The 13,036-nt window shown below is 72.3% G+C and carries 10 protein-coding genes; 5 read left to right on the forward strand and 5 right to left on the reverse strand.

What is annotated here, in order from left to right:
- Position 1: 1 nt before the first annotated feature.
- The 4 genes from EXE57_RS12555 to EXE57_RS12570 all read right to left on the reverse strand — a co-directional run bounded on the left by EXE57_RS12555 (position 2) and on the right by EXE57_RS12570 (position 4,669).
- Positions 2-913, reverse strand: a complete 912-nt coding sequence (locus EXE57_RS12555) for a GNAT family N-acetyltransferase (RefSeq protein WP_135077993.1) — start codon at positions 911-913, stop codon at positions 2-4.
- Positions 914-989: 76 nt separating this feature from the next.
- Positions 990-1,562 (reverse strand): YceI family protein, encoded by a 573-nt coding sequence (locus tag EXE57_RS12560; RefSeq protein ID WP_135077995.1) that lies wholly within the window; start codon positions 1,560-1,562, stop codon positions 990-992.
- A gap of 90 nt (positions 1,563-1,652) precedes the next feature.
- Positions 1,653-2,819, reverse strand: coding sequence for an acyl-CoA dehydrogenase family protein (locus EXE57_RS12565; RefSeq protein ID WP_135077997.1), 1,167 nt, complete (start codon positions 2,817-2,819; stop codon positions 1,653-1,655).
- Positions 2,820-2,932: 113 nt separating this feature from the next.
- Entirely contained in the window at positions 2,933-4,669 is a 1,737-nt protein-coding gene (locus tag EXE57_RS12570; protein ID WP_135077999.1) for a M28 family peptidase, read from the reverse strand.
- Between the two features lie 185 nt (positions 4,670-4,854).
- On the opposite strand from EXE57_RS12570, the gene EXE57_RS12575 reads away from it, so the two are divergent.
- The 5 genes from EXE57_RS12575 (at position 4,855) to EXE57_RS12595 (ending at position 10,654) form a co-directional block, all read left to right on the forward strand.
- A complete protein-coding gene (locus EXE57_RS12575; protein WP_208542842.1) occupies positions 4,855-5,118 on the forward strand; it encodes an HU family DNA-binding protein in 264 nt (87 codons plus the stop codon).
- 16 nt (positions 5,119-5,134) lie between these two features.
- The gene (glmS, locus tag EXE57_RS12580; protein WP_135078001.1) at positions 5,135-6,955 is read left to right on the forward strand and encodes a glutamine--fructose-6-phosphate transaminase (isomerizing); all 1,821 of its coding nucleotides are present in this window, start codon (positions 5,135-5,137) and stop codon (positions 6,953-6,955) included.
- 60 nt (positions 6,956-7,015) lie between these two features.
- On the forward strand, positions 7,016-7,642 hold the full coding sequence (locus tag EXE57_RS12585; protein WP_135078003.1) for a hypothetical protein: 627 nt from the start codon (positions 7,016-7,018) through the stop codon (positions 7,640-7,642).
- 84 nt (positions 7,643-7,726) lie between these two features.
- Complete coding sequence (locus EXE57_RS12590) at positions 7,727-8,728, forward strand: SGNH/GDSL hydrolase family protein (protein ID WP_135078005.1); 1,002 nt, start codon at positions 7,727-7,729, stop codon at positions 8,726-8,728.
- A gap of 48 nt (positions 8,729-8,776) precedes the next feature.
- Positions 8,777-10,654, forward strand: a complete 1,878-nt coding sequence (locus tag EXE57_RS12595) for a penicillin-binding transpeptidase domain-containing protein (RefSeq protein WP_135078007.1) — start codon at positions 8,777-8,779, stop codon at positions 10,652-10,654.
- A gap of 133 nt (positions 10,655-10,787) precedes the next feature.
- On the opposite strand, the gene EXE57_RS12600 is transcribed toward EXE57_RS12595, so the two are convergent.
- On the reverse strand, positions 10,788-12,917 hold the full coding sequence (locus tag EXE57_RS12600; protein WP_135078009.1) for an elongation factor G-like protein EF-G2: 2,130 nt from the start codon (positions 12,915-12,917) through the stop codon (positions 10,788-10,790).
- Positions 12,918-13,036 lie beyond the last annotated feature (119 nt).

A 13,036-nucleotide genomic window follows, 5' to 3' on the forward strand; every position in this document is an offset into this window, starting at 1 on the left:
CTCACAGGTCGATCGCCCGGTTGACCCACACCGAGGTGACCTCCATGCCGACCTTCTCGTAGAGGCCGAGCGCCCCGGTGCGCGAGTCCGTCGAGAGGCACGAGGACTCCGCACCGTGCTCGCGCGCGACCGCGAACGCGTCGACCATCAGGGCCTGCGCCAGGCCGCGGTGCCGCTGGTCGCGCCGTACGGCGAGGCGCGCGACGTAGGCCTCCGGCGGCCGCTCGTCCTCGGTGAGCGCGAGCGTCACGTGGGCCACGCCGACCACCTCGCCGGCCCCGTCGACCACGACCCGCAGCTGCCAGGGCTCGAAGCCGGGGCGGCCGGTGATCTGGGCGATGAAGTCCTCGTAGGGCTCCCGCTCCCGCTCCGACCACTCGAGGAAGGCGTCCTCGGCGACCGTGTGGACGGCGGGGTACTCGGCCGGCTCGGCGGCCCGGACGGCGTACCCGTCGGGCAGCGGCCGCTCGACGATGGTGGCACCGGCGGGGAGCTTGAGCACCCAGCTGGTCCAGCGCACGCGGTAGCCGAGCTCCTCGAGCAGCCGGTCGCCCGGCGAGCCCTCCGGGACCGGCATGCCGATCACGGACCCGCCGCGGGAGCGCACCTTGTCCTGCATCCAGAGCGCCAGGGCGGTGCCGATCCCGCGGCCACGCATCGCCGGGTCGAGGGCGGCGTCGCCCCGGTCGTGCCCGGAGATCTCGGCGTACGCGACCAGCCGGTCACCGTCGAAGACACCCACCGTCGAGTCGCCGACGTCGAAGCTGGGCCGTCCCCAGTCGCCGACGATGTCGGCCTCCTCGATCTCGACCATGCCGAGGTCGGCCATCTCCTGTGCCGCCATCACCTCGAAGACGGCTCGCGCGTCGCGGGCCTCGAGGGGGCGGGACGTCAGCCCGTCGGGAAGCTCCATGACCCCATGGTGGCGCCACACGTGCCGACGGGGCCACCGGATATCCGGCGGCCCCGTCGGGGTGGTGCGAGAGCGATCAGGCGTTGCGGATCGCGGAGATGTCGAACTCCAGCTTGACCTTCTCGGAGACCAGGACGCCGCCGGTCTCGAGGGCCGCGTTCCAGGTGAGGCCCCAGTCCTTGCGGTTGACGGTGACGTCGCCCTCGAAGCCGACGCGGGTGTTGCCGAAGGGGTCGACGGCCGAGCCGGTCTGCTCGAAGTCGATGGTGACGGACTTGGTGACGTCCTTGATGGTCAGGTCACCGGTGATGCTCCAGGTGTCGCCGTCGCGGGCCACGTCGGTGGAGCGGAAGGTCCAGGTCGGGTACTGCTCGACGTCGAAGAAGTCGCCCGAGCGCAGGTGACCGTCACGGTCGGGGCTGCCGGTGCTGATCGACGCGGCGTCGATGGACAGCTCGACCGAGGAGGCGGCCGGGTTGGCGGTGTCGATGTGGGCGGCGCCCTCGAACTGGCCGAACTGGCCGCGGACCTTGGTGACCATCGCGTGGCGAGCGGTGAAGCCGAGGCGCGAGTGGGAGACGTCGAGGGCGTAGTCGCCGGCGATGTCCTGGACGGCGGTGGTGGGGGTGTCGAAGTCGGTGGTGCTCATGCTGGGGCCTCCGGGGAGTCGGTGTTAGTTGAACGTTGTACCAGTTCTAACACCCTGATCACGGATCTATTCCGCCCCGGGGAGAAATCTTCAGCGGAAGGCGGACTCGCCCGTCAGTGCCTGGCCGATCACCAGCTGGTGGACCTCGGCGGTGCCCTCGTAGGTCAGCACGGACTCGAGGTTGTTGGCGTGCCGCATGAGGGGGTACTCCAGGGTGATCCCGTTGGCGCCGAGGAGCGTGCGGCACTCGCGCGCGATCCGCAGCGCCTCGCGGGTGTTGTTGAGCTTGCCGACGCTGATCGCCTCGGGACGCAGCGCGCCTCCGTCCTTGAGTCGTCCGAGGTGGAGGGCGAGCAGCAGCCCCTTGGAGAGCTCGACCGACATGTCGGCCAGCTTGGCCTGGGTCAGCTGGTAGGACGCCAGCGAGCGGCCGAAGATGTCGCGCTCGCGGGCGTAGGCGATCGTGGTCTCCAGGCAGTCGCGGGCGGCGCCGAGGGCGCCGAAGACGATGCCGAAACGCGCCTCGGTGAGGCAGGAGAGCGGTCCCGAGAGTCCCTGCGCCTCCGGCAGCACGGCCTCCGCGGGCAGGCGTACGTCGTCGAGCACGAGCTCGCTGGTCACCGACGCGCGCAGCGACAGCTTCTGCTTGATCGTCGGCGCGGAGAACCCGGGGGTGTCGGTCGGGACGACGAAGCCGCGGATCCCACTGTCGGTCCGCGCCCACACGACGGCGACGTCGGCGACCGAGCCGTTGGTGATCCACATCTTGGAGCCGGTCAGCACCCAGTCGGTGCCGTCCCGGACCGCCTTCGTCCGCATCCCGCCGGGGTCGGAGCCGAAGTCGGGCTCGGTCAGCCCGAAGCAGCCGATGGCCTCGCCCGTCGCCATCCGGGGCAGCCACTCCTCCTTCTGTGCGTCCGAGCCGTGCTTCCAGATCGCGAACATCGCCAGCGAGCCCTGGACCGAGACGATCGAGCGGAGCCCGCTGTCACCGGCCTCGAGCTCCAGGCAGGCCAGCCCGTACGCCGTCGCGCTGGTGCCGGCACAGCCGTACCCGGTGAGGTGCATGCCCAGCAGCCCCAGCTCCCCGAACTCGCGGGCGAGCTCGCGCACAGGCGTCTCCCCGGACTCGAACCAGCCCGCGATGTCGGGGCGCAGCCGCTCGTCGACGACCTTGCGGACCGTGTCGCGGATGGCGCGGTCCTCGTCGCCGACGAGCGTGTCGAGGTCGAGCAGCTGGGTCGGGGAGAGGGTCATGGGGTCATTCAACCGCGCGGCACCCGTGCTGCAACGCCGGGTTCGTGACTGTTCCCACCGTGGTGCAACGTGGTGGGAACAGCACAGAACCCGGCGTTACATGCTGGCGTGGGTCAGGAAGCCGGTCCCACGTGGTCGTGCTGGTCGCCACCGTCGGAGCCGACGGTGCCCTCCGGGCCGCCCGGCTCGGGGAGGTCGAGCCCGCGGCTGCCCGGCACCCGCTTGCCCGGGACGCCGTTCACGTCCTCGGTCGAGTAGGCCAGCGTGAGCACGGTGAAGGCGATGGCGTCACTGTTCACGCCCAGTGCCTCCAGCGACACGTTGCCCTCGAGGTCGTTCTCGGCGCCGAGCTCGGCGTAGACGTCCGCGTCCGCGCCGTCGGCGACCGGGGTGAGGCTGTCGCACGCCTGGTGGTAGCACGGGTCGTAGGACTCACCAGCGACGCCCTCCCAGATCGCCTCCTGCTCGTCGGTCTTCGGGACCTCCGCGCCGGTGAACAGGCCGCTCGCGGGGATGCCGTTGAAGATGAACGCCTGGTAGTCGCTCCGACCCGAGAACTCGCTGTCCTCGTAGGGGATCCCCTGCCAGGTGAAGAAGATCTCGAACAGGTCCTCCAGGGCCGCTGAGCCGTCGGGGATCGGCACGCCGGCCGGTGCCGGGAAGCTGGACTCGTCCGCGTCGTACACGCCATAGATGAAGTTCGGCGAGCCGATCATGTCGAAGTTGACGTACGACGCGATGCGGTCCCGCTCCTCCTGCGGGAGGTTGGCGACGTAGGACTCCGAGCCCACCAGCCCCTGCTCCTCGGCGGCCCACCAGGCGAAGCGGAGGGTGTTGACGTTCCTGACCTTGCTCATCTTCTGGGCGAGCTCGATCAGGGCCGCGGACCCGGACCCGTTGTCGTTGATCCCCGGTCCCTCGGTCACCGAGTCGAGGTGGGCGCCTGCCATGACCACGTTGTCGTCGTTCTTGCCGGGCTTCTCGGCGATGACGTTGTAGTCGATGCGGGTCTCCGGCTCGAGCACGTCGACGAAGGCCGTCGAGCCGGGCTGGGCCAGCGCCTCACCCTGGGCGAAGCTGGCTCCCACGACGGGGATGCCGTGCTGCACGGACGTGCCGTCGGTGAGGGTCGAGGCGTTGGCGACGATGAGTCCCTCGCGGTCCGGGGTGTTGCCCTGGTTGAAGATGATGACCGCTTCCGCGCCCGCCTGCTCGGCGAAGAACGCCTTGTCGCCGAAGTTGCAGGTGCCGCGCTGGGTCAGCGCGATGTCGGCCGGTCCGGAGAAGTCGAGGCCGGCGAAGTCGGCGGCCTCACAGCCGCTGCTGCTCGCGCGCGGGGGCGTCAGGTTGATGTCGACGGGGATGACGCTGCCCGTCACGGTGCCGAACCCGCTGCCCGTGAAGGCGCCCGACTCGTACTCCGCGTTCACCGGCGTGAGCTGCTGCAGCGTCACCGGGAAGTTGTAGGTGGACTCGACCGGGTCGAGCGTCACCGTCCAGCCGGCCTTCGTCAGGGTGCGCTTGACGTAGTCGACGCTCCCGGCGTACCCGGCCGTGCCCGCGGCGCGGGTCCCCGGGTAGTTGGGGTCGTCGTTGGCGTCGGCGATGGCCTGGAACGCCTCGACGTGCTCCATCACTCCGTCGGCGCTGATGCACTTGAGGAGCTTCTGGTAGGTGTTGTTGTTCTGCTTGTCGCAGGACTTGGCGTGTCCGCCACGGTCGGGCTTCGGTTTGGCCTCGGCCGTCTGGGTGCTGAGTGGTACGAGTGCCGCGAGCAGCACCGTGGCAGCCGCGGCGGCCACCGCCCGGGTCCTGGTGCGCGCGCGCGGTGACGCAGTTCGACGGGTCATCCTCGGGATCCTTTCGTGAGGCAGGCTCCTCGGCCCCGGGGTACGGGACCGCGGCCCGCTCTCGACAACCTAGGGCGATTCGGCGCGGTCGGGAAGGGCCACTTCCGGGAGGTCGGACGACGAGTTCCTGCCCGATTGCGGGCAGGAACTTGCCGTTGGACAGTCTCAGCGGCACTCTGGTCGCCGTGCGTGCCGATCCCGACCTCGTCGACCATGTCGCCGCCACCACCGGGCTGAGCCCGGCGGTGGCCGCGAGGGTCGTCGAGGACGTGCTCGCGTTCCAGGCCGAGCCGGTCGCCGACTACGTACGCCGTCGGCACGCCCACCTGAAGACCTACGGGCTGCGCAACCCCGAGATCTTCGCCCGGATCAGCGAGGAGCTCGGCCAGCGGCTGGTCGCGGCTCCCGAGCTCAGCGAGCGCCAGCTGCGGCGGCTCGTCTACGGATAGGGACAGAGGAGGCACCATGTGCGGAATCGTGGGGTACGTCGGCAGCCAGCAGGCTGCGCCGATCCTGCTGGAGGGCCTGACCCGGCTCGAGCACCGCGGCTACGACTCGGCCGGTGTGGCTGTGCTCGGTGGCAGCGGGGTCCGGGTCGGCAAGCGGGCCGGGCGGGTGCGTGACCTCTCCGAGGCGCTCCCGAAGCGCTTCTCCGGGAAGCTCGGGATCGGGCACACGCGCTGGGCCACGCACGGGCCGGCGACGGACGCGAACGCCCACCCGCACACCGACGTCGACGGCCGCGTCGCGGTGGTCCACAACGGCATCATCGACAACGCCTCCACGCTGCGGGCCGCGCTGACCGACGCCGGGGTCGAGCTGGCCTCCGACACCGACACCGAGGTGGTCGCCCACCTCGTCGCCCGGTCCGACGCCGACACCCTCGAGGGCAAGGTCCGCGACGCGCTCGCCTCGGTCGAGGGCACCTACGGCCTGGCGGTCGTGCACGCCGACTTCCCCGACCGGATGGTGGTGGCCCGCAACGGCAGCCCGCTCATCGTCGGCGTCGGTGGCGGCGAGATGTACGTCGCCTCCGACCTCGCCGCCCTGGTCCGCCACACCACCACCGTCGCCCACCTCGAGGACGGCGAGCTGGCGACCGTCACCGCCACCGGCTTCACGACCATGCGCCGCGACCTGACCGCCACCCACCGCGAGGCGGCGCCGCTGGACATCGACCCGGCGGCCTTCGACGCGGGCGAGCACGCGTCGTACATGCTCAAGGAGATCCTGGAGCAGCCCGACTCGGCGGAGCGGGTGCTGCGCGGCCGGCTCGTCGAGCGCTTCGGCACCGCCCACCTCGGCGGCCTCAACCTCGACGCCCGCGAGACCCGGGCGATCTCGCGGGTCAAGATCCTCGGCTGCGGCTCGGCCTACTACGTCGGCCAGATGGGCGCCTCGCTGATCGAGGAGCTGGCGCGGATCCCGGCCGACGCCGAGGCCGCCAGCGAGTTCCGCTACCGCAACCCGATCATCGAGCCCGACACCCTCTACGTCGCGGTCAGCCAGTCCGGCGAGACCGTCGACACGCTGCTCGCCGTGCAGGAGATCCGCCGCAAGGGCGGCCGGGTGATCGGCCTGGTCAACGTCGTGGGCAGCGCGATCGCCCGCGAGTGCGACGGCGGCATCTACCTGCACGCCGGCCCCGAGGTCGCGGTCGCGAGCACCAAGGCGCTCACCACGATGTTCCTCGGCTTCTCGCTGCTCGCCCTGCAGCTGGGCCGGGTCCGGGACCTCTCCATCGCCGACGGCCGCCGGCTGATCGAGGGCCTCCAGCGGATCCCGGACCACATCCGGCAGATCCTCGGGCACGACGACGAGTACGCCACGATCGCCAAGCAGCTCGCCGAGGCGGAGAGCCTGTTCTTCGTCGGCCGGGTGCGGGGCTACCCGGTCGCCCGCGAGGGCGCCCAGAAGTTCAAGGAGATCTCCTACCGCCACGCGGAGGCCTACCAGACCTCCGAGCTCAAGCACGGGCCGCTCGCCCTGATCGAGGCCTCGGTGCCGACCGTGGCGATCGTCCCCGACGACGAGCTCGCCGACCGCAACGTCGCCGCGCTGCACGAGATCGCGGCGCGGGGCGGGCCGCTCGTCGTGGTCACCCACGCGACCGTCGACCTCGGCGACCTGACCGCCACCCGGATCGACGTACCGGCGTGCGAGCGGGAGCTCGACCCGATCCTGCTGACCCTGCCGCTGCAGCTGCTGGCCTACCACGCGGCACTCCACCTCGGCCACGACATCGACAAGCCGCGCAACCTCGCGAAGTCGGTCACGGTGGAGTGACCCGAGCATGGCGTGGTTGGGTTCGGGGTACGGGGAGGGATTCACGACGAAGGAGACACCATGGCTGACCACAAGGACCACACCGCCGACGAGACCCGTACGGGCGAGCCGGTCCAGCACGAGCGCACCGTCACCGAGACCCGGGGCGAGGTCGTGGGCCGCGAGCGCGAGGAGCACGGCGGCGTCAAGATCGGCTCGGCCTTCTTCGGCTGGCTGGCCGCCACCGGCATGGCGGTGCTGCTGAGCGCGATCGTCGCGGCCACCGGCCTGCTCGCCAGCGAGGCCAGTGGCACGGACAGCGCCGGCGAGGCTGCTGCCGCGCTCGACCTGGACCTGGACGAGCTGGGCGTGGTCGGCATCGTCGTCGCGCTCCTCATCTGGTTCGTCTCCTACTACTCCGGCGGCTACGTCGCCGGACGGATGGCGCGCTTCGACGGCATCAAGCAGGGCGTGGCCGTCTGGGGCTGGGGCCTGGTGATCGCGATCGCGGTGGCGGTGGTCGCCGCCGTCGCCGGCACCGAGTACGTCGGCATCGACGGCTTCCCGAACGTGACCGTCGACGGCACCACGACGGTGGTCGTCGGCGCGGTCGTGGTGGCGCTCGTGGCGCTGGTCGGCGCGATGCTCGGCGGACTGGCCGGCATGCGGTTCCACCGCCAGGTCGACCGCACCGGTCTGGGCCGCTGACGCTTCACCTCTGGCGGACATGGGGTCCGCTCCCTAGATTGAGCCACGGCCACACTCGGGTGGCCTTCTCGGGAAAGGGACCCCATGTCCGCACGTTCCGCCCTCGGCCGGCTGCTGCCCGCAGCGCTGCTCGGCCTCCTCGCCCCGCTGCTCGTCGCTCCGACGGGCCACGGCGCCGCGCCGTCCTACGTCGCGCTGGGTGACTCCTACGCCTCCGGCACCGGCACCCGCAGCTATCTCGCCGACGGGTCGAGCTGCCAGCGCTCCGCTGCGGCCTACCCCAGCCTGATCGCGGCCGCCCGTGGCTACGCCCTCACCTTCCGCGCCTGCTCCGGGGCGAAGGTCGCCGACGTCACGAACGCCCAGCTGTCGGCGCTGAGCAGCGCGACGACGTACGTCACGATCTCGGTCGGCGGCAACGACGCCGGCTTCGCGGACGTGCTGACCGAGTGCGCGACCCCGTGGTGGGCCGGTGACTGCAACGGCGCGATCGACGACGCCCGGGCCTTCATCACCAACACCCTGCCCGGCCGGCTGTCCACGCTCTACGCCGCGATCCGGTCCAAGGCGCCCAACGCCCGCGTGGTCGTGGTGGGCTACCCGCGGATCTTCATGGGCGAGGACTGCAACGCGGGGACCTGGTTCTCCCCGCAGGAGCAGACCCGCCTCAACCAGACCGCCGACCTGCTCAACGCACGCACCTCGACGCAGGCGTCCGCCCGCGGCTTCGCCTTCGCCAACCCGACCAGCCGGTTCATCGGCCACGCGGTCTGCGACAACCCGGAGTGGATCAACGGGCTGAGCTATCCGATCGCCGAGAGCTACCACCCCAACAAGCCCGGTCACTCCTCCGGCTACACGCCGACCGTGAGCCCGCTGCTGACCAGCGCGACCGTGACCGTCGACCGGGCCACCGTCGCCGCGGCGACCGCGCAGGCCGACGAGCTCGCCGCCCGGCAGCGGGCGTACGCCGAGGTGGACGCGGCCATCGAGCCGGAGGTGTTCCGGGCGCCGACGCGGGCCTCGTTGCGGCCCGTCGCCCGCGCCCGTGGCATCGACCTGGACCGCTGGCTCGCCCGACACTGAGCCCGCGGGCTCACTCGTCCCCACCCGGGCGGGTGGTGGAATGGCGTCATGTCTCGGTCCCACCGCGGCCTGACCGCCGCCGCCCTCGTCCTGCTGCTGACCGGCTGCACCGGTGCCGTGGACGGCGTCACCGGGCCCGACCCGGCCGACGCCGCCGAGCAGCTCGCCACCGGACTGGCGTCGGGAGAGCTGGACGAGGTCGCCGTTGCTGAGTCCGTCGACGCCGGCGCCGACTACGCCGCGATCGTCGAGGGGCTCGGCGAGGTCACGCCGACGGTCACGGTGGAGGAGGTCACCGAGGGCGAGGGCGACACGGCGACCGCCACGCTGGGGTGGTCCTGGCCGGTGAGCGAGCAGGACTGGACCTACAGCACCGAGGCCGCGATGTCGCTGGTCGACGACACCTGGCAGGTCACCTGGGAGCCCGCCGTCGTGGAGCCGTCGCTGCGCACCGGCGGGACGCTCGCGCTGCGCAGCGTGACCCCGCCACGGGCCGACATCGTCGGCGCCGGTGGCCAGCGGCTCGTCACCGACCGGGCGGTCACCCGCTTCGGGATCGACAAGTCCGCGGTTCCCGACCAGCGGGCGGTCGTCTCGGCCCGGGAGCTCGCGGCGCTGCTCGACATCGACGCGCCGGCGTACGTCGAGCGGGTCAAGGCTTCCGGCGACGAGGCCTTCGTCGAGGGGATCGTCTACCGCCGCGAGGACGTGCCGCTCCGGGTCGGGTCGGGCTACCAGCGGATCCGCGGGGCGCTGGCGGTGCAGGACACGATGCCGCTCGCGCCCACCCGCGAGTTCGCGGCGCCGATCCTCGGCACCGTCGGCCCGGTGACCGCCGAGATGGTCGAGGAGGATCCCGACCGCTACCAGGCCGGCGACGAGGCCGGGCTCTCCGGGTTGCAGGCCCGCTACGACGAGCAGCTCGCCGGGACGCCGGGCGTGAGCGTCGTCGCGATCGCCTCCGACGACAAGGAGCGCGAGCTGTTCGGCGAGAAGCCGGTGCGGGGACGGCCGCTGCGGCTGACCCTCGACCCGGGGCTGCAGCAGACCGCCGAGCGGCTGCTGGCGCCGGTCGGACCGGCGAGCGCGCTGGTCGCGATGCGGCCGGGGACCGGTGAGATCGTGGCCGCCGCCAACGGGCCCGGGACCGAGGGCTACAACGTCGCGACGTACGGCCAGTTCGCGCCGGGGTCGACCTTCAAGGCGGTCAGCACGCTGGCGCTGCTGCGGGCCGGGCTGGGCCCGGACGCGTCGGTGGAGTGCAGCGACACGACCGTGGTCGACGGCAAGCAGTTCGAGAACTACGACGACTACCCCGCGAGCGGCATCGGGACCATCCCGCTGCGGACCGCCGTCGCCAACTCCTGCAACACCGCCTTCATCGACGAGCGCGGGCAGCTCGGTCGCGGCGACCTCGCCGACGCGGCGGCCTCGCTGGGGCTGGGCGTCGACCACGACCTCGGGTTCCCGTCGTACTTCGGCCAGGTGCCGCCGGCGCAGTCCGAGACGGAGGCGGCGGCCGACATGATCGGGCAGGGCAAGGTGCTGGCCTCGCCGATGGTGATGTCGGCGGTGATCGCCTCCGTGCAGTCGGGCAGCACGGTGCTCCCGTCGCTGGTGCGCGACCACGAGGTCGAGCAGGCCGACGTACCCGCCCTCGAGCCGGGTGAGGCGGCCGACCTGAAGGCGATGCTCCGCGGCGTGGTGACCAGCGGCAGCGGCGCGGCCCTCGCCGACGTCCCCGGCGGCCCGGTGATCGCCAAGACCGGCACCGCGGAGTACGTCGACGACGGCGGCGCGCTCCGCACCCACGCCTGGATGATCGGCGCCCAGGACGGCCTCGCCGTGGCCGTCTTCGTGGAGACCGGGGAGTCCGGGTCGAGCACCGCCGGTCCGATCCTGGAGGCCTTCCTCCGCGCCGAGTGATGTCGAGATGGGCCCCCGCAACGCTCGAGATGGGCCAACGTCTCGCGGAGCTGGGGCCGGCCCCCTCTCGACGGTTGCGCGGGCCCACCTCAACGGTTGCGGGGGCCCACCTCAACGGTTGCGGGGGCCCACCTCAACGGGGGCGGGGCTGCAGGGCGCGGGCGACGTCCTCGGGCATCGGCTCGTAGTGGGCGAAGGAGCGGGTGAAGGTTCCGGCGCCGTGGGTGGCCGAGCGCAGGTCGGTCGCGTAGCGGACCAGCTCGGTCTGGGGCACCTCGGCGCGGACCAGGGTCCGGTCCTCGCCGACCTTGTCGGTGCCGAGCACCCGCGCGCGGCGTGCGGAGAGGTCGCTCATCACCCCGCCCACCAGCTCGTCGGGCACGAGGACGTCGACCGCGTCGAAGGGTTCCAGCATGGTGATCGTGGTCGCGGCGGCCGCCTCCCGCAGCGCGAGCGCGCCCGCGGTCTGGAACGCGACGTCGGAGGAGTCGACGCTGTGGGCCTTGCCGTCGGTGAGCGTGACCCGGATGTCGACGACCGGGTGGCCGAGCCGGACCCCCCGCTGCATCTGGGCGCGGACGCCCTTCTCGACGCTGGCGATGAACTGGCGGGGCACCGAGCCACCGACGACCTTGTCGACGAACTCGAACCCCGACCCCTCGGGCAGCGGCTCGACGGTCAGGTCGCACACGGCGTACTGGCCGTGGCCCCCGGACTGCTTCACGTGGCGCCCGTGCCCCGACCCCGGCCCGGCGAAGGTCTCGCGCAGGGACACGACGAACGGTTCCTGGTCGACGTGGACCGAGTAGCGCTCCTCCAGCCGCTCCAGGGTCACGTCGACGTGGGCCTCGCCCATCGCCCACACGACCAGCTGGTGGGTCTCGGCGTCGTTGTCGATCCGCAGCGACGGGTCCTCGGCGGCGATCCGGCCCAGCGCCTGCATCAGCTTGTCCTCGTCGGACTTGCTGCGCGGCGCGATGGCCACCGGCAGCAGCGGCTCGGGCAGCGACCAGGGCCGCAGCACGACGGGGTGCTCCACGTCGGACAGGGTGTCGCCGGTCTCGGCGCGGGTGAGCCGGCCGATGGCGGCGATGTCGCCGGCGACGACCTGGGGTGCGGGGAGCAGCTGCTTGCCGAAGGGGTACGACAACGCGCCCACGCGCTCGTCCTCGTCGTGGTCGGGGTGGCCGGCGCCCATGCCCGCGTCGCCGAAGAACGAGGTGAAGTGGCCGGACACGTGAACGGCGGCGTCGGGTCGCAGCGTCCCGCTGAAGACGCGGACCAGGCTCAGCCGGCCGACGTAGGGGTCGCTGGTGGTCTTGACCACCTCGGCGACCAGCGGTCCGTCGGGGTCGCCGGTCAGCCCGTCGGCCGGCTTGCCGGCGGGGGTGAAGACCTCGGGGGAGGGGTGCTCGGCCGGGGAGGGGAAGCCGCGGACGGCCAGGTCGAGCAGCTCGCGGCAGCCGACGCCGGTCATCGAGCAGACCGGCACGACCGGGAAGAAGGTCGCGCGGGCCATCGCCCGCTCGAGGTCCGCGAGCAGGATCTTGGCGTCGATCTCCTCGCCACCGACGTAGCGGTCCATCAGCGTCTCGTCCTCGGACTCCTCGATCACCGCCTCGATGAGGGCGCCCCGGAGCTCGGCCAGGTCGTCGTCGCAGGGCTCCAGCAGCCCCGCGAGCCCGGTCACCTCGCCCGCCTGCCCTGAGCCGGTCGACGGGGCGCGGACGGGTACGTAGAGCGGGACGACCGTCTCGCCGAAGGCCGCCTGCGCCTGCGCCAGCACCCCCTCGTGGTCGGCGCGCGCCTGGTCCAGCTTGGTGACCACCACCGCGCGCGGCATCCGCACCTCGGCGCACTCGCGCCACAGGGTGCGGGTCGCGTCGTCGACGGTCTCGTTGGCGGCCACGACGAACAGGGCGCAGTCGGCGGCGCGCAGCCCGGCGCGGAGCTCACCCACGAAGTCGGCGTAGCCCGGGGTGTCGACCAGGTTGACCTTGACCCCGTCGTGGACGAGCGGCGCGACCGTGAGCCCGCTCGACCGCCCGTGGCGCTGCTCGCTGGGGTCGTGGTCGCTCACGGTGGTCCCGTCGGTGACCGAGCCGGTCCGGGTCACCGCCCCGGCGGTGGCGAGCAGCGTCTCGACCAGGGTGGTCTTGCCGGAGCCTCCGGGCCCGACCAGCACGACGTTCCTGATCCGGTCCGGGCTGCTCGCCGCGAGGTCCTGCCCGGGTGGTCTGCGTGGGTTCCCCTTCTCGGCCATGTCGCCACCTCCACAGCGAAGGCAACTCCGCTCGCGCGCCGTTGGCAAGGGGCAGATCGGGTGGGGAAATGAGCCGGACCCCCCACCGCATGGGGTCGGCGAGGGGTCCGGGTCGACGC

It is taken from the genome of Nocardioides euryhalodurans (genome assembly GCF_004564375.1).
Lineage (GTDB): Bacteria > Actinomycetota > Actinomycetes > Propionibacteriales > Nocardioidaceae > Nocardioides > Nocardioides euryhalodurans.